The 23,075-nt window shown below is 42.4% G+C and carries 25 protein-coding genes; 13 read left to right on the top strand and 12 right to left on the bottom strand.

Annotated features, from left to right (window positions below; genetic code table 11):
• Nucleotides 1-302 precede the first annotated feature (302 nt).
• Nucleotides 303-947, top strand: a complete 645-nt coding sequence (locus QUB80_RS09515; RefSeq protein WP_289789258.1) for a chemotaxis protein CheB — start codon at nt 303-305, stop codon at nt 945-947.
• Here the strand turns inward: QUB80_RS09515 and QUB80_RS09510 are convergent.
• From QUB80_RS09510 to glpX, 4 genes are all read right to left on the bottom strand, one after another.
• A complete protein-coding gene (locus tag QUB80_RS09510) occupies nt 916-1,437 on the bottom strand; it encodes a hypothetical protein (RefSeq protein WP_289789257.1) in 522 nt (173 codons plus the stop codon). The two genes, QUB80_RS09515 and QUB80_RS09510, sit on opposite strands and share 32 nt — an antisense overlap.
• Before the next feature lie 373 nt (nt 1,438-1,810).
• Complete coding sequence (locus QUB80_RS09505) at nt 1,811-4,729, bottom strand: UPF0182 family protein (protein WP_289789256.1); 2,919 nt, start codon at nt 4,727-4,729, stop codon at nt 1,811-1,813.
• Between the two features lie 200 nt (nt 4,730-4,929).
• Complete coding sequence (locus QUB80_RS09500; protein ID WP_289789255.1) at nt 4,930-6,216, bottom strand: glutamyl-tRNA reductase; 1,287 nt, start codon at nt 6,214-6,216, stop codon at nt 4,930-4,932.
• A gap of 265 nt (nt 6,217-6,481) precedes the next feature.
• On the bottom strand, nt 6,482-7,519 hold the full coding sequence (gene glpX / locus QUB80_RS09495; RefSeq protein ID WP_289789254.1) for a class II fructose-bisphosphatase: 1,038 nt from the start codon (nt 7,517-7,519) through the stop codon (nt 6,482-6,484).
• A 247-nt stretch (nt 7,520-7,766) separates the two neighbouring features.
• Between glpX and grxC the strand changes: the two genes are divergently transcribed.
• The 4 genes from grxC to QUB80_RS09475 all read left to right on the top strand — a co-directional run bounded on the left by grxC (nt 7,767) and on the right by QUB80_RS09475 (nt 9,809).
• Nucleotides 7,767-8,081 carry a glutaredoxin 3 gene (gene grxC, locus QUB80_RS09490; protein WP_289789253.1) on the top strand — a complete coding sequence of 105 codons (315 nt, stop codon included), beginning with the start codon at nt 7,767-7,769 and terminating at the stop codon, nt 8,079-8,081.
• A gap of 44 nt (nt 8,082-8,125) precedes the next feature.
• Nucleotides 8,126-8,332 carry a hypothetical protein gene (locus QUB80_RS09485; RefSeq protein ID WP_289789252.1) on the top strand — a complete coding sequence of 69 codons (207 nt, stop codon included), beginning with the start codon at nt 8,126-8,128 and terminating at the stop codon, nt 8,330-8,332.
• A 103-nt stretch (nt 8,333-8,435) separates the two neighbouring features.
• Nucleotides 8,436-8,921, top strand: coding sequence for a tRNA adenosine(34) deaminase TadA (gene tadA / locus QUB80_RS09480; protein WP_289789251.1), 486 nt, complete (start codon nt 8,436-8,438; stop codon nt 8,919-8,921).
• Between the two features lie 123 nt (nt 8,922-9,044).
• Nucleotides 9,045-9,809 carry a lysophospholipid acyltransferase family protein gene (locus QUB80_RS09475; RefSeq protein WP_289789480.1) on the top strand — a complete coding sequence of 255 codons (765 nt, stop codon included), beginning with the start codon at nt 9,045-9,047 and terminating at the stop codon, nt 9,807-9,809.
• A gap of 13 nt (nt 9,810-9,822) precedes the next feature.
• Here QUB80_RS09475 and QUB80_RS09470 read toward each other — a convergent pair whose 3' ends face one another.
• Complete coding sequence (locus QUB80_RS09470) at nt 9,823-10,035, bottom strand: hypothetical protein (RefSeq protein ID WP_289789250.1); 213 nt, start codon at nt 10,033-10,035, stop codon at nt 9,823-9,825.
• 64 nt (nt 10,036-10,099) lie between these two features.
• On the opposite strand from QUB80_RS09470, the gene QUB80_RS09465 reads away from it, so the two are divergent.
• Nucleotides 10,100-10,267: a hypothetical protein gene (locus QUB80_RS09465; RefSeq protein ID WP_289789249.1), complete on the top strand. Its 168-nt coding sequence runs from the start codon at nt 10,100-10,102 to the stop codon at nt 10,265-10,267.
• Nucleotides 10,268-10,306: 39 nt separating this feature from the next.
• On the opposite strand, the gene QUB80_RS09460 is transcribed toward QUB80_RS09465, so the two are convergent.
• The gene (locus QUB80_RS09460; RefSeq protein ID WP_289789248.1) at nt 10,307-12,409 is read right to left on the bottom strand and encodes a S8 family serine peptidase; all 2,103 of its coding nucleotides are present in this window, start codon (nt 12,407-12,409) and stop codon (nt 10,307-10,309) included.
• Between the two features lie 172 nt (nt 12,410-12,581).
• Here QUB80_RS09460 and QUB80_RS09455 point away from each other — a divergent pair, with 172 nt between their 5' ends.
• The 3 genes from QUB80_RS09455 (at nt 12,582) to grxD (ending at nt 14,065) form a co-directional block, all read left to right on the top strand.
• Nucleotides 12,582-13,187, top strand: a complete 606-nt coding sequence (locus tag QUB80_RS09455; RefSeq protein WP_289789247.1) for a hypothetical protein — start codon at nt 12,582-12,584, stop codon at nt 13,185-13,187.
• A 229-nt stretch (nt 13,188-13,416) separates the two neighbouring features.
• Nucleotides 13,417-13,668, top strand: coding sequence for a BolA family protein (locus tag QUB80_RS09450; RefSeq protein ID WP_276745226.1), 252 nt, complete (start codon nt 13,417-13,419; stop codon nt 13,666-13,668).
• Nucleotides 13,669-13,741: 73 nt separating this feature from the next.
• On the top strand, nt 13,742-14,065 hold the full coding sequence (gene grxD / locus QUB80_RS09445; protein ID WP_016872484.1) for a Grx4 family monothiol glutaredoxin: 324 nt from the start codon (nt 13,742-13,744) through the stop codon (nt 14,063-14,065).
• Here grxD and QUB80_RS09440 read toward each other — a convergent pair.
• Complete coding sequence (locus tag QUB80_RS09440) at nt 14,054-14,203, bottom strand: hypothetical protein (RefSeq protein ID WP_289789246.1); 150 nt, start codon at nt 14,201-14,203, stop codon at nt 14,054-14,056. The two genes, grxD and QUB80_RS09440, sit on opposite strands and share 12 nt — an antisense overlap.
• Between QUB80_RS09440 and QUB80_RS09435 the strand changes: the two genes are divergently transcribed.
• Complete coding sequence (locus QUB80_RS09435) at nt 14,202-14,327, top strand: hypothetical protein (protein ID WP_289789245.1); 126 nt, start codon at nt 14,202-14,204, stop codon at nt 14,325-14,327. The two genes, QUB80_RS09440 and QUB80_RS09435, sit on opposite strands and share 2 nt — an antisense overlap.
• Nucleotides 14,328-14,697: 370 nt before the next feature.
• Here QUB80_RS09435 and QUB80_RS09430 read toward each other — a convergent pair whose 3' ends face one another.
• Nucleotides 14,698-14,949, bottom strand: a complete 252-nt coding sequence (locus QUB80_RS09430) for a DUF6761 family protein (RefSeq protein WP_289789244.1) — start codon at nt 14,947-14,949, stop codon at nt 14,698-14,700.
• Nucleotides 14,950-15,505: 556 nt separating this feature from the next.
• Here QUB80_RS09430 and QUB80_RS09425 point away from each other — a divergent pair.
• Nucleotides 15,506-16,279, top strand: coding sequence for a response regulator transcription factor (locus tag QUB80_RS09425; protein WP_289789243.1), 774 nt, complete (start codon nt 15,506-15,508; stop codon nt 16,277-16,279).
• A gap of 262 nt (nt 16,280-16,541) precedes the next feature.
• Here the strand turns inward: QUB80_RS09425 and QUB80_RS09420 are convergent, their stop codons facing one another.
• From QUB80_RS09420 to QUB80_RS09405, 4 genes are all read right to left on the bottom strand, one after another.
• Nucleotides 16,542-17,309: an ABC transporter ATP-binding protein gene (locus QUB80_RS09420; RefSeq protein WP_289789242.1), complete on the bottom strand. Its 768-nt coding sequence runs from the start codon at nt 17,307-17,309 to the stop codon at nt 16,542-16,544.
• Between the two features lie 151 nt (nt 17,310-17,460).
• Nucleotides 17,461-18,021, bottom strand: a complete 561-nt coding sequence (locus QUB80_RS09415) for a hypothetical protein (RefSeq protein WP_289789241.1) — start codon at nt 18,019-18,021, stop codon at nt 17,461-17,463.
• A gap of 203 nt (nt 18,022-18,224) precedes the next feature.
• Nucleotides 18,225-18,662 carry a DUF4079 domain-containing protein gene (locus tag QUB80_RS09410; protein ID WP_289789240.1) on the bottom strand — a complete coding sequence of 146 codons (438 nt, stop codon included), beginning with the start codon at nt 18,660-18,662 and terminating at the stop codon, nt 18,225-18,227.
• Between the two features lie 181 nt (nt 18,663-18,843).
• Entirely contained in the window at nt 18,844-19,239 is a 396-nt protein-coding gene (locus tag QUB80_RS09405; protein WP_289789239.1) for a DUF1830 domain-containing protein, read from the bottom strand.
• Between the two features lie 567 nt (nt 19,240-19,806).
• Here QUB80_RS09405 and QUB80_RS09400 point away from each other — a divergent pair.
• Nucleotides 19,807-21,399 carry a photosystem II high light acclimation radical SAM protein gene (locus QUB80_RS09400; protein ID WP_289789238.1) on the top strand — a complete coding sequence of 531 codons (1,593 nt, stop codon included), beginning with the start codon at nt 19,807-19,809 and terminating at the stop codon, nt 21,397-21,399.
• Nucleotides 21,400-21,666: 267 nt separating this feature from the next.
• The gene (locus QUB80_RS09395; RefSeq protein ID WP_289789479.1) at nt 21,667-23,070 is read left to right on the top strand and encodes a DICT sensory domain-containing protein; all 1,404 of its coding nucleotides are present in this window, start codon (nt 21,667-21,669) and stop codon (nt 23,068-23,070) included.
• Nucleotides 23,071-23,075 lie beyond the last annotated feature (5 nt).

The following is a 23,075-nucleotide window of genomic DNA, read 5'->3' as shown; positions in this document are numbered from 1 at the left end:
CCTCTTTCAGCCAGTCTTATCTCTATCAGATAGCTCAAATCATTGGTCGAAACCCTCTGGCGAAAGATGAACTCTTTTGTAAATAAAGTTTGTACGCTCAGATACATTTAATCTATTTCTTCATACAATGGGGATTGTACTGTAACGTACAATTTTTTCTATTCACTCTCTATATTCAGGCACTGTAGTAGCAATGAGGCGAGCGGGGGCAGAAAATCTCCGATTTTCTGCCCCCGCCGCACCTGCCGGGGGCGATCGCTTACAAAAACATCAGCAAGCAGAAGAAAAATAAGTAATATGACATGAGACACAGGGTTATTTCTCACTTTCCTAATGTTGCTTACAACGTAGTAGCGATAGCAGCTTCTAAAGGTGGGCTAAAAGCCATTAGCAAAATTTTGTCTGCATTGCCAGCTGATTTTCCGGCAGCGATAGTTGTTGTACTGCATTCATCTCCTCAGTACCCCAGCTATTTGGCAGAAATCCTCAGCCGCCGCACGGCTTTACGGGTAAAGCAGGTAGAGGAAGGAGAGCTTTTACGACCAGGAACAGTCTACACCCTTGTTCCAAACAAGCACCTGCTGGTTAACCTAGATGGCACTGTATCTCTCTCAGATGCACCAAAAGTGAACTTCGTCCGTCCGGCAGCTGATAAACTGTTCATGTCAGTGGCGGCTACTTTTCAAAGTCGAGCGATCGCAGTTGTTCTGACTGGTAGAGACAGTGATGGCACTTTGGGGATACTAGCCATTAAAAAGTATGGCGGTACGGCGATCGCTCAAGATGAGGCTAGTTGTGAGTGTTTCAGTATGCCCAAATCTGCGATTGATACAGGAAAAGTCGATTTGGTTCTTCCTCTAGATGCGATCGCCTCTACCTTGGTAAACCTAGTTATGACAGAAAAAATCGAGCAATTCATTGGAGCGTTAGCTTCGATGAATTGCTAAGGAATTGGCTGTGGCTAAAATTAGTTTGACGAGATAGGTAAGAAGCCCGCAAGCCAATAAAGTTAACTCCAAGTTCATTTGATTCAGCTTGAAGCTTTCTAGACTCAGTCCTAATTTGACAAGCTTGGTTTCTCAGCATCCTAGAGTTCGCCCTAATTTCAGTAGCTTGCTCTCTCAGCATCGCCATCATACTCTTGAGTATCTTAAACTCAGCAAGCGACCGATTGTCTAAAGCGTTTTTCAAAAGAGTAATAGAATTCGGTGTGTCTATGTGTCCCAACTCTGAAGTTTCGACCGTCAAATTATAGATGGCACTGAGAAGTTCAGCTACAGACTCACGGACAGTTTTTTTACTTATTAAAATCTTTTTAGCTAATTCTTTAGCCTCATCAAGTGTTAACCACTCTGACGTAAGTGCGGCACATAACTCCTTATTTACATAACTCAACTCTTGCTCTATCTCCTGTAGTTCTAACTGCTTGTATTGCAATTGTTGCTTGAGAGTTTCTACTTGCTAGCACAAAAGTTCTACTGTATCCTCAATTTCTCGTCTTGTACCAGAGTCAATAGTATTTATGAATAAAACGTCACTGTTGATATCAAAGTGTGAACTACTCACCGCTAACTCGGAGTACCGTTATAGTAGGGGACGAGGGCGCGAATTAGTTAAAGTGTCCATCTACTATTGGTAACTTTCCTAACTCGTTTGATTAGCAACCAACTAGCAAAAGCAATTTATACTTTTTGCACTTGCCAAACAAGCTTTAGTCTACTGTTTTGCCAGTTTTTTTGTCTGTCCCCTACCGTATAAAGTTAGTAATATTTTGTATGCTTAGATGTTAACTAATTACTAATACTTAGTTTTAATTTTCCTGTAGGGGGCGAATGATGGCTGGAGAAGTAGGTTGCTGGGGCTGAAATATTGCAGCTAATGCTTGCTCTAAAGTTTCTGCCATCACTATTCGATTTTCGTAAGCAACAATCACCCTCACAAAAGTTGGCAAGCTATTTTGTTCTGCTTCCAGATATAAAGGTTCGACGTAAAGCAGCGATTGTTCAATTGGTATCACCAAAAGATTACCTTGAATTGCTCGCGAACCCTCGCGATTCCACAGAGAAATTTGCTGAGAAATCACCGGATCTTGGTTAATTAAAGCTTCGATTTGCTGAGTACCATAGACTAATTGCTGTTTCGGGAATTCGTATAGCAATAACCTGCCATAATTTTCTCCATCAGAACGTGCTGCAAGCCAAGCAATCAAATTTGCACGTTGTACAGGCTTAAAGGGCATCAGGAGAATAAACTCTTCTGTTTGTGCTTGTGGCAACTTCATGATCAGGTAGTAGGGTTCTATTTGACGCTGTTCGCTGCCATAAATTTCTGTCGGTATCTCCCACAAGTCTTCTCGATTGTAAAATACCTGTGGATCTCTCATGTGATACGCCAGCAGTCGTTCTGATTGAATACTAAAGAAATCCAATGGATAGCGGATGTGGCTGCGCAGGGGAAGTGGCATTGCTGAGAGTGGTTTTAGCATTTTCGGAAAAACTTTCCCCAGAGTTGCAATAATAGGATCGCTTGGATCGGCAACATAAAAATCGACTGTGCCATTATAGGCATCGACAACTACTTTGACAGAGTTGCGGATGTAATTAAATCGATTGTTACCAGGATCGGAATAAGGATAGTGATCGCTTGTGGTGTAAGCGTCAATAATCCAGTAAAGATAAGTTGGCTCACCTTCTATAGTTTCGCCTCCCCCGTCAGCAGCAACTAAGTATGCATCGCCATCGAAACGCAAAAAAGGAGCGATCGCCTGAATTCTTTGGCGGATATTACGACGAAATAACAACTTTGTTTGGGGAGTAAAGCTACGCGTCAGCAGCATTTGCCAATCTTTGAGATACTGAGCAAACAACCAACGCCGCCATGTAGCACTTATAGAAATTCCCCCCTGTCCGTCATAGACGTTATAGATATTCTCATTACCACTGGGATAATCTAACTCTTGCGTTCTTGTCCCAGTCATGACATAAGTATCGCTAATTTCCCCATAATAAATTCGCGGTTGACCGATAGGAATGCTGGCACGAATTTCCTTGCTTGTAATCTGCAACGAACCCTGCTTGTCTGTACCATCTACCCCAATATCTTTAACGTAATAATAAGGTAATCCACCAGGGGCAACTAAATTGACAGGGCTAAGTGTAAACCCGTAACCATGCGTATAAACTAGATGTTGATTAATCCATGTCTGCGCTTGTTCGGGAACATCACCATAGTCTAGTTCTCGTGCAGCAATAATAGTTTGTTGATATTCTGTTGTTTGAGTTGTCAAGTCTCGCAAGAGTGTGTAGCGGTCAATGTCAGCATCGGGAAACTTGTAGTAAGGTCGAATTTGTTGGAGTTGGCGGTTGGTTTCCAAAAGAGGACGAGTATCCCACAAGCGGATATTGCGAATTGTCTGATCATTTTCTTCTAAATCGGCAGCTGTCAATCTACCTCGCGGATCGAAGGTTTCCGCATCAATGGCGTTTAAATTAAATGCCTGCCGGGTAAGAGCAATAGTGCGGGAAATATACGGTCTTTCTCGTGTTAATTCATTGGGTTGGACAATCAGACGTTGTACTATAGTAGGCAAAATTTTGCCAGAAACTCCTGCCAACAAAAGGTAAAATACCAGCAAGTAAACCAATTGGCGCGGAAAGGGAATAGGTTTTAATCTTGATTGTCTGGAACCGGACAAAACAAATATTCGCCATAGCAGGTAAATAGCGATCACTACTGCCAAAAAGCTTAAGGCAGTATAAATTGGCAACTGTGCGTGAACCTCTGTGTAGCTAGCACCGTAGTTAACGCCATCGGTAGAATACAAAAGTCGATAGCGCTGCAACCAATAATGCAGAGCTAGTGTTAGCATCAGCAAGCTTGCTAAACCGTTTAAGTGAAGACGCTGCGGCATAGTAAATCCTGGAAACCATCCCTCACTCAAACTATTGGCGGAGCGTAAATAAATTAATCCTACGGAAACAACAGCGTATAAAAATATTCCTAATAACCAAAAATTTAATAGTTCCCAAATCGGCAGAGAAAATATGTAAAAGCTAATATCCCGATGGAAAAGCGGATCTTTGTCTTGAAAACTAGTGCTACGGAAATATTGTAAAATTACTATCCACCGTCCTGACAGCAAAAAACCCAACAGCAAGCTGATGAGTAAAGCGATCGCCCCCAAGAGAAACTGATGATAAATTAAAATTGCGATTGTCAAAACTACTAGTAAACCCAGCTGCACCAGAGGAATAGGTATTGCTTGTAATTGCAACAGTTGGGAAAATAGCTGGAACTGGGATGACAACTGCCAAGAGGTAGTAGGAAGTTTGATATTTGGATACCAAAAATTTAGGGCTTGCTGGGCATAGTAAATCAGAATTAACCCTGCTCCCGCACTCAACACCACCACTACTGGCATCAGAAAGCGCAGTTTTAAGGGAGAATTTGAAATATTGCTGCTAACATCTACCCTATAGCTTGTACCCTGAACCCTATAAACTTGGGGATGCTTGAGTTGATTGGCGATCGCTAAATTGCCTAGTAAAAAACTAACGGAAAACAAAAAGGCGATCGTCCATGTCCCAAGTTGCGTCACCAAGCGTAATAAAAATTCTTGTAAATATCCAACTTCATCAAACCAAAAAATTTCTGCTGCCAGACGTGAGGCTAATTCAAAAACTAACCACAAACCTAACAGCAGCAAAACTAATCGAGAAATCTGTTTCATATACAAGGAACTGGAAGGGATTAGGAACTAAAGACAGTGAACAGTAAACAGTAATCAGTGAACAAAAAAGAAGTCAGAAGTGGAGATAGAGTTGCTTGGCCAAGGAGTCAAAATGCAATTGGTGAATTCTGGCTCCTGGATTCTGTTTAGATAACTGATAACTGATAACTGATAACTGATAATTAGCCTCTAGCCCCTACTCAACTAAACTGCTCACCTGCATCTAGGTTAAATAACATTTGCAGAGCTTGCATACAGCGACGTCTTGCCTCTACATCTTGCTGCGCTCGCAATTGCACCATTGGGTCATGTAAAATTTTGTTAACTATTCCTCTTGTTAAAGCTTCAATCACTTCTTGATGTTTATCACCAAATTCAGAACCTAATCTTGATAAAGCTTTCTCTAATTCTTGTTCTCGAATGGTTTCAATTTTGTTTCGCAGACAACTGATAGTGGAGACAGTTTCTAGCGATCGCCACCAAACATCAAAAGCTTCTACTTCCTGTTCTAAAATCCCTTCTGCTTCTTGTGCCATCTTGCGGCGGCTTTCGTGATTTTGCGCCACCACAGCCTTTAAATCATCGACATTGAACGCTTGCACGTTTGCCAATTCGTTGACATCAACATGGACATTGCGAGGTACAGAAATATCAATTAACATCAAACCGCGATTAGGTTCCAAAACCAGTTCTAGTTTGGCGCGATCAAGAATTGGATCAGTCGCGGCTGTACTGGTAAATACTAAATCGCATTCGGAAATAACTGTCAGCATTTCCGAAAGCAAACAAATTTGGATATTGTGTTCAGGGAACTGTTGAGCCAACTCCTGCGCCCGTCCCACAGAGCGATTTAGAATACAAATTTTGGCAGCACCCTTAGAAATAAGGTGTTGTACCAACAACCGCGACATCTTACCAGCACCTAGAATTGCCACTCGGCAAGCCGCCAAGTTTTCTACCTTCATATGTGCCAATTCTACAGCCGCAGAACTGATAGAGACTGCACCAGTACCAATACTGGTTTCGGTACGTACTCGCTTGCCAGATGTTATTGCTTGTTTGAATAATCGATTCAAAATTGTTTTTATACCGTTATATTGTTGTCCCAGTTTGTGAGTATTTTTTACCTGGGCAAGAATTTGGCCTTCTCCGAGTACCAAGCTATCTAAACCAGCAGCTACTCGCATTAAATGCATGACTGCATCTTGATGTAATAATACAAACAAGTGTTGCCGGAGCAACTGCGTAGGTAATTTACTGTGTTCTGAGAGAAACTGGCTTACTTCTCGAACGCCTTGTTCAGATTCCTCTGTCACAATGTAAATTTCTAGACGGTTACAAGTACTGAGGATGGCAACTTCTTTAAGATGAGGATAACTAAGCAACTGTGCGATCGCGCTTTCGGTCTGTGGTTCTGGAATGCTCAGTTTTTCCCGGACTTCTACTGGGGCTGTTCTATGGCTTAACCCCACCACTGCTATATTCATCTGCTAAATCTTAGTTACGAATCGGTGATTGTAATTGAGAATTGGAAATTAAGGAAAAGGGAATAAATGGCTGCTAGTAGTTAGTGGATAGTCGATAGTGGGTAATGGATAGTGGTTAATAAGTAACTACTGTACGGGCGGGTTTTGTTGATTATATGAACGGTTTAAACCGATAATTTATCTTCTAAACCCGCCCCTACCAACTACTAACTACCAACTACTAACTACTATCTACTAACCATTATCCATCCCCATTCTTCATTAATTAATGCAGTTGCAGTGATTTTGGTTCGTCGAACATATGGATTGTATCGACAAATCGAGCAGTTTTGGACTGGTTAGAAATTACCAGACTTTGAGTTCGTGCTCCTCCGTGGAAGAAGCGCACACCTTGGATGAGGTTACCAGTGGTGATGCCGCAAGCAGCAAACAAAACAGTTTCACCAGACGCCAACTCATGAGCATCGTAGACTTTATCAGGATCGTTAATACCCATTGACTTTAGCCGATCAAGGTTGGCTTCTTTGCTTTCGCCAATCAAACCTGTCTTCACGATCGCCGGATCGTAAATCAGCTGTCCTTGGAAGTGTCCGCCCAAAGCACGCATTGCCGCAGCAGAAATTACACCTTCTGGAGCAGCACCAATTCCCATTAAGGCATGAATATTGGTACCAGCAAAACCACAGGATAGAGCGGCACCGACATCACCATCCGAAATGAGTTGAACTCTAGCTCCTGCTTCCCGGATTTCTTTAATCAAATCGTTGTGACGCTCACGCTTCATTACCACTACAACAAGTTCTTCGATAGAGCGATCTAAACACTCGGCGAGAATCTTGAGGTTTTCTGTTGCAGATTTGTTAATGTCCACTTTCCCCCTAGCAGCAGGAGGAGCTGCTAACTTCTTCATGTAGAAGTCGGGAGCGGCAAACAAACCACCTTTTTCAGAAATTGCCAAAACAGCCATCGAGCCTGGTTGACCATATGCTACTAGGTTAGTACCTTCACAGGGGTCAACAGCGATATCAATTTCAATCAATTCATCTGGGTTACAAAAGTCCTTGGCATCCGGACTGCTACAAATACCGACTTCTTCCCCGATATAGAGCATAGGGGCATCATCGCGTTCACCTTCCCCAATCACAATGCGACCGCGCATATAGATTTTATTCATCCGCTCCCGCATAGCTTCTACAGCTACTTGATCAGCAGTATTTTTTTCGCCCTTGCCCATCCAACGAGCAGAAGCGATCGCGGCTTGCTCAACTACCTCAATAATCTCTAACCCAAGAGTATTTTCCACAGAGTCTGCCCTCTCGATAGCTTGATTTTGCGACTTTTCATCTGGCCGATTCAGTTTTACAGTCTACCAAAGGGCGGATACCCGTGGGAATGTGGAAAATAGTCTTCACTGTCGGCTTTATTTACCAAGGGATATCAAAAGTATTACCTGTACAGATAAATGTCCTTTATTTTGAGGCGGATAAATTTATTAGAATCCATACAGACGTTTATAGAACGTCACACTTTTAGCTTGCGATTTTTCTATTATGCTGGACTTTCTCAATCCTCTTCTCAATCGCCATCCAGAACGTGTCAAAGCCAATGTTGAGATTTACACTTGGCAAACCTGCCCTTACTGCATCCGTGCCAAGATGCTGTTGTGGTGGAAGGGTGTCAAGTTTACCGAATATAAGATTGATGGCAACGAAGCAGCGAGAGCAAAAATGGCAGAACGTGCCAACGGACGCCGCACTGTACCGCAAATTTTCATTAACAATCAACACATTGGTGGCTGTGATGACATCTATGAGTTAGATACAAAAGGTCAACTTGACAATCTTTTAGCCCAGCCAGCACTTTAAATTGTCTGGAAGATTTACCAACAACAAAGGGAATTAAAAAGTAGATGGACAGTTCTAACAAAATTGACACAACAGCAATTGAGTCTGAAATGCTGTCAAAACTTGATTCTGAACAACTACTGATGGTTGCCAAATGGCTAAGGCAAGAAGGCTTTGCTAAGTTCGAGGAATGCTACTCCTATAAGTTCATAGATGCGCTCAACTATGTAGCGGCAAGATTGGAAACTTTCGCCGAAGAGAAAGAAGTTTAAGAATTCACGCCATGTGTACAAAATAAAGTCATTAGCCCGTGCAGACGGGCTTTGTTTGTGTAGCCCTAGACTTCTAGTCTAAGGGCATTCTTTGCCTCAAAATATGTCACTCAAATACACAGAATATCTTATACATCGCCAATGGATGGATCGCGCCATAGAATTAGCAGAGCAAGCTGGGAATGCAGGTGAAGTTCCTGTCGGTGCTGTAATTATTGATTCTTTTGGGGAAGCGATCGCAGAAGGCGAAAATAGAAAAGAACGCGACCAAGATCCAACAGCTCATGCGGAGATAATTGCCCTGAGGGCAGCCGCTAGTAAGTTAAAAACTTGGCGTCTAAATCAATGTACTCTCTATGTTACTCTTGAACCTTGTCCGATGTGCGCAGGTGCAATTATTCAAGCCCGGATTGGGCTTTTGGTTTATGGGTTAGATGACCCCAAAACAGGCGCTATTCGTACTGTTGCCAATATTCCTGACAGTGCGGTTTCTAATCACCGTTTGCGTGTAATTGGAGGCATTCAAGAATCTGCTTGTCGTCAGCAATTGCAAAGCTGGTTTGCTAATCTGCGACATCAAACAGACTAACGGACAGAGGTAAAACTGTCCAGCTGGTGCGACACAAGTCTGGGAAGAGAATCTACGGTGTATTTAATCAATAATTTCATCACATTGTAAAAGTTTACCCAACAGTCAGCAGCCACCGTCATGATGGAACTTCACTCATCCGACTATACCAGTCAGAACATATTAGCCAGCACCCAAGTAAATACGAAGGTGGCTTCTACTACCTCATGGGTTTCTCCTTGGTTAACTCCTTTAGCTTATCTTTTAGGGTATAATTTTTTGCCTTTATTCTTTGGGCAAATTCAAATTACTGGAAAAGAAAATATTCCCTTCACTGGCCCTGTAATCTTTGCTCCTACTCATCGTTCTCGTTGGGATGCAATACTTGTACCCTACGTAGCAGGACGCTGGATTACAGGACGAGACTTGCGTTATATGGTGACTATTACTGAGTGCCAAGGATTACAAGGCTGGTTTGTTCGCCGGATGGGAGGGTTTCCTGTAGATATCAAACACCCATCAGTTACGACTTTGCGTCATGGTGTTCAAATACTTCAGCAAAAAGAACCCCTAGTGATATTCCCAGAAGGTGGTATTTTTCGAGATGGAAAAGTACACCCTTTAAAGCCTGGAATTGCTCGTTTGGCTTTGACTGCTGAATCTAGCTATCCAGAACTAGGAGTGAAAATAGTTCCTATCGGTATCAACTACAGCGATCCTTATCCGCGTTGGGGTACTAATGTCAGCATTCACATCGGTTCACCTATTCAAGTAGCAGATTATATAAGTGGTAAAAGCAAACAAGATGCCAAGCGCCTGACTAGTGATTTAGACAAGGCACTTAAACTATTAAGCCATGATGAATCGGCGATCGCTACTCATACATTTGCTGAGATGCCCAATTCTTGATTTGTGAGGGGTTTTAGTGGTTAGTAGGGGAGGCAGCGCGCCCTTGCGGAGCCAGTGCGGTGAAGCAGCCCACCACCAAAGGCGGTTCCCGGCGTAGACGCAAAGCGGTGAGGGGGTCGCAGTCTTGGCGGTTCCCGTCACGATTGCGAACCCCTGAACCTGTTCGTCGAAGACGTTCCCGAAGGGTAAGGCTTCCCGTAAGGGTTGGGGGACTGCTGTACGCCAAGGGCGTACCCTCCGGGTACCCGGAGGGTGGACGGGTTCCCCGGCATAAAGGAGCCAGTGCGCCCTTGCGGGTTAAGCGCGTTGTAGACGCCCGGAGGGCGGCTTCCCGCAGGGTAGCACCTGGCGTCACCTGGCGTCGGGTTAAGGGCGTTGTAGCGACTGCCGTGCGGGTTTTGTTGATGATCTTTGAGTTCAAACCGACAATTTATCTTTTAAACCCGCCCGTACAGTAGTTAGTAGTTACTTTCCCCTCTACCCCTGCACCTTGTCTCCTAAATTCCCAAAGCTAATTCCCAGTTATTCAGTCTGCCTACATCTTGCGATACGTGATCAATCATCCACAATTGCCAACGCCCATTGGCTGGCAAAGACAGTAACTGCTGGAGGATTGGGTGTGATTGTACTGTGTAAGTAGCTTGTAATTCGCTGCGGCGTCCTAAAGTGCGATTTTGCAGTAATACAAGATGATTGTTCGGAGCAATCAAATAAATCTCTAGATCGCCTAAAAAATCGTGAGTAATGTTAACGCTTACCTGAATATCTTTTACCAGACTAGAGTCAGAAATAGCGATCGCGCTTTTAATTCCTTGTGGATCGTTATCTGGAATTAAAACCTGATTATGATTGTGTCCTCCGATTTGCCGGGTAGCGCTGATCATGGCTGTTCTTAGCTGTTGTGCTGCTTGCACTGCCCGCAAAGCATTCACCTTCCCATAACCAAACCATTGGGAATGACCGTTCTCATCGTAACTGCCATAACGTAAACCTAATTGGGCATCAGCATCAAGGTCAACAATTTTATCAGCAGTTTCTTCCAGAATGCGTTTTACTTGTTTGGCACTCAAGTCAGGATTCACAGATAAAATCAGTGCTGCTACACCTGCAACTACGGGAGTAGCACTGGAAGTTCCGCCAAAGTTATCAGTAAAGTTGCTCGAATCATAGCCAGCAGCCCCTACCTGATCGGTAGTGAACATACCTCGCCCAGAAATTGCTGTGGCGATCGCAGGCTGGGTATAGATATAACCTGTTTCTTGAAACCACATCCCTGGTGAAGCGTTGTTACTAGGCGCACAAACTGAAATATTACTTCCCCAATTACTGTAAGCAGCTTTTTTATTCAAACTAGTGGAAGCAGCCACCGCAATGACATCTGGGTGTACCGCAAATCCACTTAACCATTTGGTATTACCTTTAATAATATTTTTTTCCCATCCCTGTTCGTATACGATGCCATTAATTGGACGATTGGCATTCCCCGCAGCAAATAAAATCACACAGCCCTTACCATTACGTCCTTTAGTGGCAGCACGAGTAATAGCAGTACGTTGGCGCAAGGACAATGGGAAGTAAATTGCTGATGCTCCCCAACTGCAAGAAATTATACTAGCCCCTTTTTCAGTCGCCCAATCGAAAATCGCCTCGATAGATTCATCATCTAAAAAGCCAGTAGTACGAATGGGCATCAAAGCACAACCAGGAGCAACTCCAGCAATGCCCGTACCATTTTCTTCTGCCAATGCTATTCCCGCGCAAGCTGTACCGTGGCTAGTTTCTTGCTCGTCAGGTAAGGGCAAAAAGTCATTTTCTTTGAAATCTCTGGGAGCAACAATTTTCCCACTACCTTGAAAATCTGGGTGGTTTAAATCAAAAGAATCGTCTACCACTGCCACCACCACAGAACGAACACCGCGAGTAATATCCCAAGCGTTTTCTACAGAAATATGAGAACCATTAGCCAATTGATTACCGCCTTTATGATTGAGATACCATTGCTGCGGATAGAGAGGATCTCGCGGTTGGTAATGATGTTGTTGATGAACAATGATATTCGGTTCAGCAACTAAAATCTCTGGCAATGAAATCAAATGATTGGTAATTTTGATTGGATTTTCTGTAGCTTGTTCACTAACTAAAAAAACAAAAGTATTGGCAAGAGTAGGAACAGATTTAACTTGGACTAAGCCAAATTTTGTGGTAATGGCATTAATAGTGGCAGTATCTACCCAGGAAGCAAATTGAATTGTAATTTGGTCAGTTAAATAAACTTTCGCTGTAGGATTATCTTTGATTTGGTAAACATGACTGGCAAATGCCACATTTTGAGAAGCACGCGCTCCAGCCATAGCTCTGTCTAGTTGGGTGGGTGCAACGGCGAATAAAGCCAGTTTTGCTTTGGGGATACTGCGACACCAACTGCCCCAATTTGCTTGGGATAATTGTTGAGGGGAAATGTTATCAACAGGACGAATGGTAAAGCGATCGCTCACTTTTTCTAATATCAATTCTTCGCCACCACGTTGTAAAATCAACCCCAGACTAGTTGTGGATACTCCAACAGAAGAAACCTCAGAGGAATTTAGGCGATCGTTCATGGCTACTCATTTAAAATACGATTAAAGAGGCAATGGGAACATGATTTGATTCATTTGCAGTCTAGATCGGAGAAACTTCAAGATATGGCTTTGTTGGGTCAAAGTCCGAAACAGAGTTAAGATACCCGAAGTTCCTATAATTTTTTGTTTAGTAGTTGCATAAATTTATCCCATGAAGTCGGCAGTAACTGTCCCCATAATTCGCTTCAGTTTTTTATCAGTCATAGCAGCCCTTAGCCTGCTATTACCTGTTAATGCTCAACAACCAACGCTAACAAATACTCCCAACCAACCACAACCTATTGATCCCAATAATCCTAACAATCTCCGCCCAGCAGTTCAAAATAACAGTATTTTGAGCCTTGACGGAGGTAAGCGTTTGATGTCAGAGGCAAGCCAAGCTGTTAATTCTCAAAATTATGATGCTGCTGCGAAGAAACTCCAAGAAGCACGATTAGTTTTTAATCAGCTATCAAATTTCTACCAAGATCTCAACTCTAGTTTTTCTGGTATTGACAATAGAGTTGCCGATGCCCAGCGAAAAAAGGCACTAGAAACAGCTCAAATGCGAGACGAAGCTACCTATCAATTAGCCCTTGTACACAGAGCGCAAAATAAACCAGAATTGGCAGTACCATTACTAATTCAAATTGTTAAAAGTCAAAATCCAACGCGGGATTTAGGTAAGAAAGCTTACCAGCAATTATTGGAGTTGGGGTTTGTTGATGCTCCTTTCCCCAGAGGAGCAAACAGTACCTCTTCCTCATCTCAGAAGTAATTACAGTACCTATACCTGGCATCAGTTTCTTTTATAGACCGCCGCCAGTAGGTAGGCGGGCTTTTGCATATCTAAGTGGTAGGATGGGTTTGTAAATGTCAAAGAAAACGCACTTGCCAAAAATATTAGCTAGAAAGCGCGATTCTGCCTAAACTTGCTAAATCCCATGTTGGCAAGTCATAGAATAAATAATTGCTAATAATAGAAGAGAAGTTTTATAGGAATTGCGATGATTAGTCCGCAGCAGATTGAAACAATGATCAAGGCGGAACTGCCAGACGCCCAGATTCAGGTGCAAGACTTGACTGGTGGCGGCGATCACTATCAAGTCACAGTAGTTTCATCGCAGTTTGCAGGTAAAGGATTAGTGCAACAACACCAGTTGGTTTATGGTGCGCTACAACAAGCGATGTCCACTGAAGCAATCCATGCCTTGGCGCTAAAAACCTATACTCCTGAAGCTTGGCAAAGCAGTCAATAGTCAAAAATTTTTGCACTAGGTACTATGGATGAATGACTAACGACCTATAAGTAACAGAAAATCCCAAAAGACTATGACACCAGAACTCAAAGAGCGAATTGACAATTTAGTAAAAGAAAACAAGATTTTAGTTTTCATGAAGGGAACTAAGTTAATGCCTATGTGCGGCTTCTCCAACAATGTTGTACAGATTTTAAACACATTAGGAGTTCCCTTTGAAACCGTTAATATTCTAGATGACTACGAAATCCGTCAGGGAATTAAAGAATACTCCAACTGGCCCACAATTCCCCAAGTTTATATCAACGGTCAATTCATTGGTGGTTCAGATATTATGATTGAACTTTACCAAAAAGGCGAATTGCAACAAATGGTAGAAGTGGCTCTAGCTTCGTAAGTTGTAAAGAAATGTTAGATCCATGAGGTGGGTGATGCGATCGCGTTGCGCACCTTTTTCATGGCTGCCTAAATTACAAACTCGGAGGGTGTAGGGGAAAGAAGCCTTTTTCATAACTTGGTGGTGAATTTTATTCATGGCGACTACCTTCTGCCACGGTGCTCCTTGTTCGCCCGCAGGTGGCGAACTCGCGCCTCCTCTGCCTACCAACCGATACGCCGTACCTACGCTCTTGCATATTCGCCGTCAGGCGTTGCGTTAGCTAGCGACTTCTGTACACTGTTGGGCAAAGCCCTTCCCGCAGGGTGTTCCCATTCCCTCGTAGACGCGGTAGACGCGTTCGCCGTCAGGCATTGCGTTAGCTAGCGGCTTCCGTAGGTACGGCTTCTGTAAAGTAGAGGGTTCCCGCAGGGTAGGGTAAGTAGCTGCTCCGATCTACTGCATCTACTGCTTCCTGCCTTTTTTACTACCCCACAAAAAATCCCCTCGGTTGCAAGTCTTGAACGCCAACAGGGGATTGATTGCTCAAAAATCTCCAAATTTCACACCATTACCATGGTTGACTCAGACAAGAATCATGCTATAATAGCCTGCGTCAATCGGTAGTAACTATAAATGACTAATATAAAAAGTCACTTATAGTAATCTGGTTCAGGTTCAGGTTGCGTCATTGTAAAATTTGACACATCATATAAATAGCGGGTAGCTTCCTCCTCTAGACGATGGATCAAATAAGGTTCAATGGCATTACTGTGTCGCAGCGCGGCTAGATAACCATCCAAATACATCCGCATATCATCAGTGCGATAACCGCGATTCCACAACTCGACGAAGGCGTCGGTTAATCTTTGGTAATAGCGGATGGTTTGTGTGTCTTGGAGCATATTCTGCTATAAAAATCTCTTTGGAATGAGAATTGTAAATTATTCACGCTTAAAAGTGAAGTATCACTTTCAGTTTGATATAAATTTCAAACCTCTATCATCTGCTGTGGGAGATACACCTTATAAGTTGTAGTCTAAATCAATCCTAAGCTAGAAAACAGGAAAGTTGATGGGTTGAGAAGCGATCGTTATATTAAAAATCTACAACTAGCGCCTCAAAATTTATCGATTTGCTTAAGGATTGTTTTTAGCAGCTTCTTTTTCTAGCCAAAAATATAGGTGAGATTAATTTTTGTTTGTAGAAAACCAACACACTAGCTTTTCTTTGGTAAATAGTTTGTAAACAGCACACTTAACTAAAAAACTTTTAACAATAATAACAAAAATTTAATAAAATGACTAACTTGGCTTGGGGCAAGGCTTTTGAGTGAATATTTAGTCAGATGTAGTATGAGTAAATTAAAAGTCAATAGCTATTGAAGTAACAAGGGTTACAAAACCTAAGATAGAGGCTTTGTTACTTTGAAAGTCATGCACGCTAAGGGGTCTTGCCACCGTGGGTTCGGTTTGTATTGAAATCGTTGAGGGAAATCCCCATCTGAGGTCGTTGCTTGGCTGGCACTTGCAACAACTGGACTATCGGGTGCATCAAGCTGCAAGTATTTATCAGGCAAGGGAAGTTTTTTTAAGCCATCAACCAACACTAGTCATCTTAGATGCTGACTTGCCTGATGGGGATGGTATTGAGTTTTGCCGTTGGTTACATCGTCAACAACAGCCATTGATCTTAATGCTATCTGCCCGAAGTACTGAAGCTGATATTGTTGCTGGCTTGAAGGCGGGGGCAGATGACTATCTCTGTAAACCTTTTGGGATGCAGGAGTTTCTAGCACGAGTAGAGGCACTCATTCGTCGCAAGCGCACACCTGCTGCTCCAGCTTATTTAGATTATGGGACGTTGCAAATTGATCTAGTGCAGCGTCGCGTCCGTTTTCAAGGGGAGTTTATTGATTTAACCCCCCAAGAATTCAGCTTGCTGTATGTTCTAGCACAAGCTGGAGGAGTGCCTTTGAGTAGATCGGAATTGCTACGCCGTGCTTGGCCTGATGCTATCGACAATCCCCGCACTATAGATACTCACGTTTTATCATTGCGGAAAAAAGTTGAACTAGATCCGCGACAACCCAGTTTAATTCAAACTATTCGTAACGTGGGATATCGTTTCAACATGGAAATTTTAAATAATAACACTAATATGGTACACTCACAAACAAAATTAACAGCACAGAGGTTCAACAATCATCATTCAACTGTTACTACTCAAATATAAAAGTTAGTAGCTAGTAGGTAGTGGTTAGTAGGGGAGGCAGTGCGTTGCGCGGGTTTCCCGCGTTGTAGCACCTGGCGTCGGGTTTCCCCGGTTGTAGCACCTGGCGCGTCGGGTTCCCCCGGTTGTAGCGACTGCCGTGCGGGTTTTACTGATTATCTTTCGTTTAAAACCGAGGATTTATCTTTTAAACCCGCCCGTACAGTAGTTAGTAGATAGTAGTTAATTGCCAATTTTCCACTATCCACTAATCACTAACCACTATCTATCCCCATTCTTCATTAGCTTCTGCTTCTGCTTGTATTAAACTTTCTCGTAATTTATTCCAATCCACACTCGAAGCGCTCTGATTTACCAATAAACCTCCTTGCACCAAGTGTAATAGCCGTGTGCAAAACACCTGAGCTATCTCCAGTTGATGATTTACCATCAAAATAGTAGTTTTATGACTTTGAGCCTGTTGAGTGAGGATGTGCATCACACGGGAAGTTGTAGCTGCATCTAAAGCAGAAGTAGGCTCATCCAATAGTAGAATTTGCGGTTGAATAGTTAAAGCACGAGCGATCGCTACTAGCTGACGTTGCCCCGCAGAAAGTTGCACTTCTGTTCGTCCTAGCCAATCATTGGGAATGTGCAGCTGTTCTATCCAGTTGCTCACTCTTTGCTGAATTGTCTGTTTGGGCAAACCACGTAAAACAAGAGGGTAAGCCAAAGCTTCTTTGACTGTCATTCCCAACAGCTTTGACTCTTGGGGTACGAGTATAACTTGCGAGCGCAGTTGTAAAACAGGAATTTGATTGTACTCCTGATTGTCTAAATATATTTTGCCACTGGTTGGTTCACTCAAACGGTTAAGCAGACGTAATAAGTGAGTTTTCCCAGCCCCTGAAGGCCCAACAATCGCAATGCGATCGCCCTCAAACACCTCAAAAGAAATATCTTGTAATATCGGATATCCTTGTTGGTTACCCGATAATTTTGTATATAAACTAACTTGCTCTAACCGCAGTTTTGCATGAGGAAAAGTTTCCAAATTCAGCCTTTACTTTGTGATTACTAATTTTAGATCTCTATAATCAGAACTCAGAACTGGTGAATATAGAAAATAGAAAAATTATTCTGAGTTCTGACAACTGAGTTCTTCTTGCAAAATCCGTTGCCTTATCTATTGCTAGGCTTGAACTTTAATTGATTTGCGCTAGGGCAGTGGAAATTGTCCAGCCATCTACCAACAATAACAGTAGCGTAAATATTAATAAGATCAAATACATCCACGGTTGGGCTAAAGGGTAGACATCAGTTGTATCTATGCCCGTCTTTTCTTGCACCAGCTTTACCAACCGGGAAAAGCCTACTACACGCATTGGTAGTAAATAAGCTTTTCCATCTTGAGCGAGAAAATAGTAAACCAGTCCCCCTTGCCCGGTAGTACGGGGTTTTAATTGCTTCACTTCAGCCCAAGGTAACGACCAACCTTTACGAAAAAAATGTGGTACCCATTTAGGATAAGCTACCTGAATACCTTGATCATCTACAATTACACGTTCCGTTAATGCCGCATACAAAGCAACTAAGCCAATACTAATTCCTAACCACAATAAAATTGGTGGTACAGGTGCATTTGTTACCTGAGCTAAAAAAGGTAAAGGTACTGTTAGTGCTACATATAAACTTAAAAGTGTGATCCGAATTAAGGGAGATAGGCGAAAAATTGCAGGCAAGGAATTAACTGAGTTAGCTGTCACGGCTCCATCACAATTCTTAACTTTAACTATATACTAGCTAGGATTAAGCAAAGAGCGCTTCATCACCGGGAGACTTCCGGCAAGAATAGTTAAAAATCTAGATGATTGCACTTTGTGAACCTTGTCATCTAATAATTAAGAATCAAGGTTGTAAATGTGATCGCTCTTTTTCTCATTTACCAATAACTAATTGCTCTTGACTATTAAGGCAAATACTTTTGTACCACAATCCAACCAGTGAGTGAAACCCAAGCAAAAGCAAAGAATAGGGCAATATTAGCACCGATGTGAATGCGCCTTGCCCAAGGTTTTCTGACACGAATTTGCATCGCACTGCCAGCAGACAGCAAAACTAACACCACACTGATTAACCCAGCCCAAAGGTGTGGCGAGTGTCCCAAAGAACCAAAGTGACCATAAGTACCGATAATACCAATAAGTAGCAAAAGCAGCACTAAACTAACCATGCAAAAGCCGATGATGTAGTGGAGAGAGCGTAACCACTCAGGTTCACCTTGTTGTAAAGTTCTAGCACGAAACATCCAAATACCCATACTCGCTAGTAGCACATAGGCTAGTAGCGATAAACCCATCGACCACGCTGCGATTCTCCACAACCACAAAAATGAGGGTAGATTCAAGATAATTAACCTAAATATATGCTTAACATCTTAGGTTTAAGTTTATTTTTCCACAAAAAATAATTACGTCTAGCTGTGTGGAGATTTTTCTGTATTTTACTAAACTTAACTTTGTACTAAATTTGTACTAAATAAAAAAGGGTTGCTATCTGATGCAACCCTAAAATTTAGCCATTTTTTTCTAATCAATGGATGCAAAACCAACAGTTGTTAAGGGTTTTGTTGTATCTCCAGTTTTTGTCTTAATTGAGTGTACAATCGGTTTTTTATTGATAGAATCTTCTAGTGTTTCTGAGTCTGTTTCTAATTCGTAACTGCTAATTTCATTAACAGCAAGGCGATCGCACGGAATTTTATCCGACAAAATTGCACTTGCCATCATGCCTGTATGAATCTCAAGTTGAGCTTCGCCTGGTGCTTCAAACACTAGTCTTTGTCCGGGAAAAACAACCCTTTCAAAGTACCAGTTAGGGATATTTGAGATGCGAGCCACCTGGATTTTACTCGTGGCATTAACGTAGCAGCAGAGAATCTTTCTCGATTGCTCCGGTGGTAAGGGATCTAATATTTGAGCCATAACTGCTGAGGAGCTTTACGCCACAATTTTATCTTACATAAGCCAAGCTAGCACCGGCTGATCCCCATCTGCTGTAACCCCGACTACCAACTGAAACTTTCTAGATTATTTCTATCTCTAGACAGGGGTCGGGTTATGAAATTTTTGTAAAAATTTATGCCTTTTCTGCAATTATACATTAATGGAGAAAAAGTTTGTTCAAACTTGTAAATCAGCAGTAATGCTAACAATAGCTTGCAAGTAAGTAAAGTTGGAGAAAGTTGCCATCATATTGCTGTTGTGCAATCTTGGGGATCTGTTTTTTGTTCCTTGATCTGATGGCCTAATTGGTAATGACGATCCCTTCAGGAATAAGGTCGATGTTATGGTAAAAGTATAAGCTTACTAATTTCATATCATCTAAATCAATGTTTTGCATTTACAGTGCAAAGCAAATCTAGCCATTTTCACTATCATCTACAGCAAAAGAAGTTAGTTTCATAATCGTCTTGAATGTCAAGTACGATTGTGATCAAGCACAACACAAAACTAAATTTTTAAACCAGATTTCCCCTAAGTAACGGCAAGATGGAAGCTAAAGCATCCTTAATGGAAAACCGAATTCTCTATGTTCGCCTTCCGTGTAACCCTATCTTTCCTATTGGGGTTGTCTATCTTAGCGATCACGTTCACAAACTGTTTCCCGATATCGAACAGCGTATATTTGATCTAGGGACAGTTCCACCCTTAGACTATGCTCAAGCCCTGGATCGCTGTATTGATGAATTTAAGCCAACACTACTAGTGTTTTCTTGGCGGGATATCCAGATATATGCTCCAGTGGGCGGGCGTGGTGGAAACCCATTGCAATATACTTTTGAATTTTTCTATTCCCGCAATCCATTTCTCAAGCTACGGGGTGCTGTTGGTTTACTGCGGATTGCGTCTGTATACTACGGTGAACTCTGGCGGAATCTGGGTTTATTGAAGCGGGGTATCAAACGCGCTAAACGCTATAACTCCAATGCTCGGATTATTGTTGGTGGTGGTGCTGTTAGCGTCTTTTACGAACAGTTGGGTAAAAGCTTACCTGAGGGGACAATTGTTTCTGTTGGTGAAGGAGAAACCCTACTGACAAAATTACTGAGTGGACAAGAATTTCGAGATGAAAGGTGTTATGTCGTTGGAGAAGATAAACCACGCGATCGCCTCATTCACGAACAGCCTACGCCATTAGAAAAAACTGCTTGTAACTACGACTATATCGAAACCATCTGGCCGGAGTTCAAATATTACCTACAAGATGGAGACTTCTACATTGGTGTACAAACCAAACGTGGTTGCCCTCATAATTGCTGCTATTGCGTATACACAGTTGTAGAAGGTAAGCAGGTACGTATCAACCCTGCGGATGAAGTCGTTGCTGAAATGCAACAACTATATGATCGCGGTGTTCGCAATTTCTGGTTTACTGATGCCCAATTTATCCCGGCTCGAAGATTTATCGACGACACCATAGAACTCTTACAAAAAATCGTTGATTCTGGGATGAAAGATATTCACTGGGCAGCATACATTCGGGCAGATAACCTGACGCCCCAATTGTGTGACTTGATGGTGAAAACCGGCATGAACTATTTTGAAATCGGTATCACTAGCGGCTCGCAAGAACTGGTACGAAAAATGCGGATGGGATACAATCTCCGCACTGTCTTGCAAAACTGTCGGGATTTAAAAGCAGCTGGTTTTAACGACTTAGTTTCTGTCAACTACTCCTTTAACGTCATTGACGAGCGCCCAGAAACAATTCGCCAAACTATTGCCTATCATCGCGAACTCGAACGTATTTTTGGTGCAGATAAAGTTGAGCCTGCCATCTTCTTTATCGGGCTACAACCCCACACTCATCTAGAAGAATACGCCTTCAAAGAAAATATTCTCAAGCCAGGATACGATCCGATGAATATCACACCTTGGACTGTCCAAAAAATGCTGTGGAACCCAGAACCTCTTGGTTCCTTCTTTGGAGAGGTATGCTTGCAAGCTTGGCGACAAAATCCCAATGACTTCGGACGTGAAGTCATGAATATCCTAGAACAGAGGCTGGGTTGTGCCGATTTAGAAGCAGCGCTATCTGCACCGATTGAGGTTCAACAGAAGCAGTTAGCAACTATTTCTTGATGGATGGACACAAAGCGATCGCCCTATTAGGATAATTTCTGCCATGAATTTCCGCGCGATCGCACTTCCTTTGCTATATGAGTTATGGCTGGGAACTTTACCAATCACTCTTTACTATTCACCTGAAGCCGCATTAGTGCAACTCCTAATCTATTCGATAGCGTAATTTATCGCTCAAACAGTAAACTAAAGAGTCATAAGCAAAAATTTAAAATTTTTTTTCACTTTGCGTACTTTGCGTCCTTTGTGGTTCGTTTAACCAAACCCATGTTAAAAGGCTCTCTACTTCAACAGCTAGAACTTGCCCATCGCAATACCAAAAGACCAATCCGATTCGGTGTATACTACAAAAATACTCTGGTCGCTCTGTGTCACGCTTTAGAAGACCAGATATTACAAGATGTCACCTCTCCCTTAATGATAACTGCCTTTCAACAAGGGAAATGGTATCTGCAAGAAGCAGAAAGATATGCAAATATTGCGAAAAAATCTCGCCAAATAGCTATCATGGCAGCACCGGATAGTATTTGGTCAAATCATCCCACTAGCCAGCTACCCAATGTCAACTTAGTCCCACTCGCTCCTGACGATCCAGTTGCACAAGAGTGGCACTTAATTATTATTTCACCTAAATACACAGCTATGGTAATTTGTCAAGAATTATCAGAAGCTGATTATGGTGCCTCTGGAATACCTGCATCGGATTTAGAACGGAAATTTTATGGCTTGTGGACATTTGAGCCAGAGCTAGTACAAGAGACAGCTCTATTGGCGATCACTCATATCGAGCGCTACAATCCCCAACTGGCAGCACAACTTACCACAGCACAAAAAGCCATTCAACCAAATCTTGCCACACCAGAATTTTTAGGTACGGTAGTTTCTCGTGTAGTAGATTACCTCCAATCTGAGCAGTTGAATATATCTGTCCCCACAACAGCACGTCATCAGGCATTGGATCGTAACTTAATTTCCAACGAAATCCAAGCATTTTTACGGATGGCACAGATAATTGATGCTGCTGATATAGCAAATCCAATGGCAGCAGCAGAAGTTGTGGTGCTCTCAGAAACGATGGGGCAGCTTTTAGATCTTCCTGCATGGCAAATAAAAAGATTGCGCCTTGCCAGCTTGTTACATCGTATAGATCCATTACAAAAGGCAGAAAGCATACTAACTCCCACAGCATCTACCCAATACCGTGAAGATGCGCCCAGTTGTCCTTTGACTTGCCCTTTAATACCGGGAGCGCAAGTACTGCGAACCATGCCAAGATTGCGTGCTGTAGCACAAATTATCACTCACCAAAGCGAGTGGTGGGATGGTACTGGGGAACCTGCAGGATTAGCTGGTGATGAAATTCCTCTCGAATCAAGAATTTTATCGCTAGCCGCCGATTTTCAATGGCGAGTTAATCAGAAAAAAAACTCCCAATTAAGCCAACAAGAAATATTTTCTCAAGCTTTAGAAGAATGCATAAAACAGCAATCGCATCGCTTTGATCCTAAGCTAGTAGATACCTTAACACTGTTAGTTATGGGTTTGCAGCAAGGGCTAGAATTACCTCAAATCACACCCAAAGTCAGCACTGGGATGTGGCTGCTCGATCACAGACTAGATAGCGAAAGCAAGACTAACATAGATATAAATCAAAACTTGTCTGCAAGATAATTATT

Source organism: Chlorogloeopsis sp. ULAP01 (genome assembly GCF_030381805.1).
In the GTDB taxonomy this organism is placed as follows: domain Bacteria; phylum Cyanobacteriota; class Cyanobacteriia; order Cyanobacteriales; family Nostocaceae; genus Chlorogloeopsis.
This window is presented reverse-complemented; position numbering and strand designations above follow the sequence as displayed.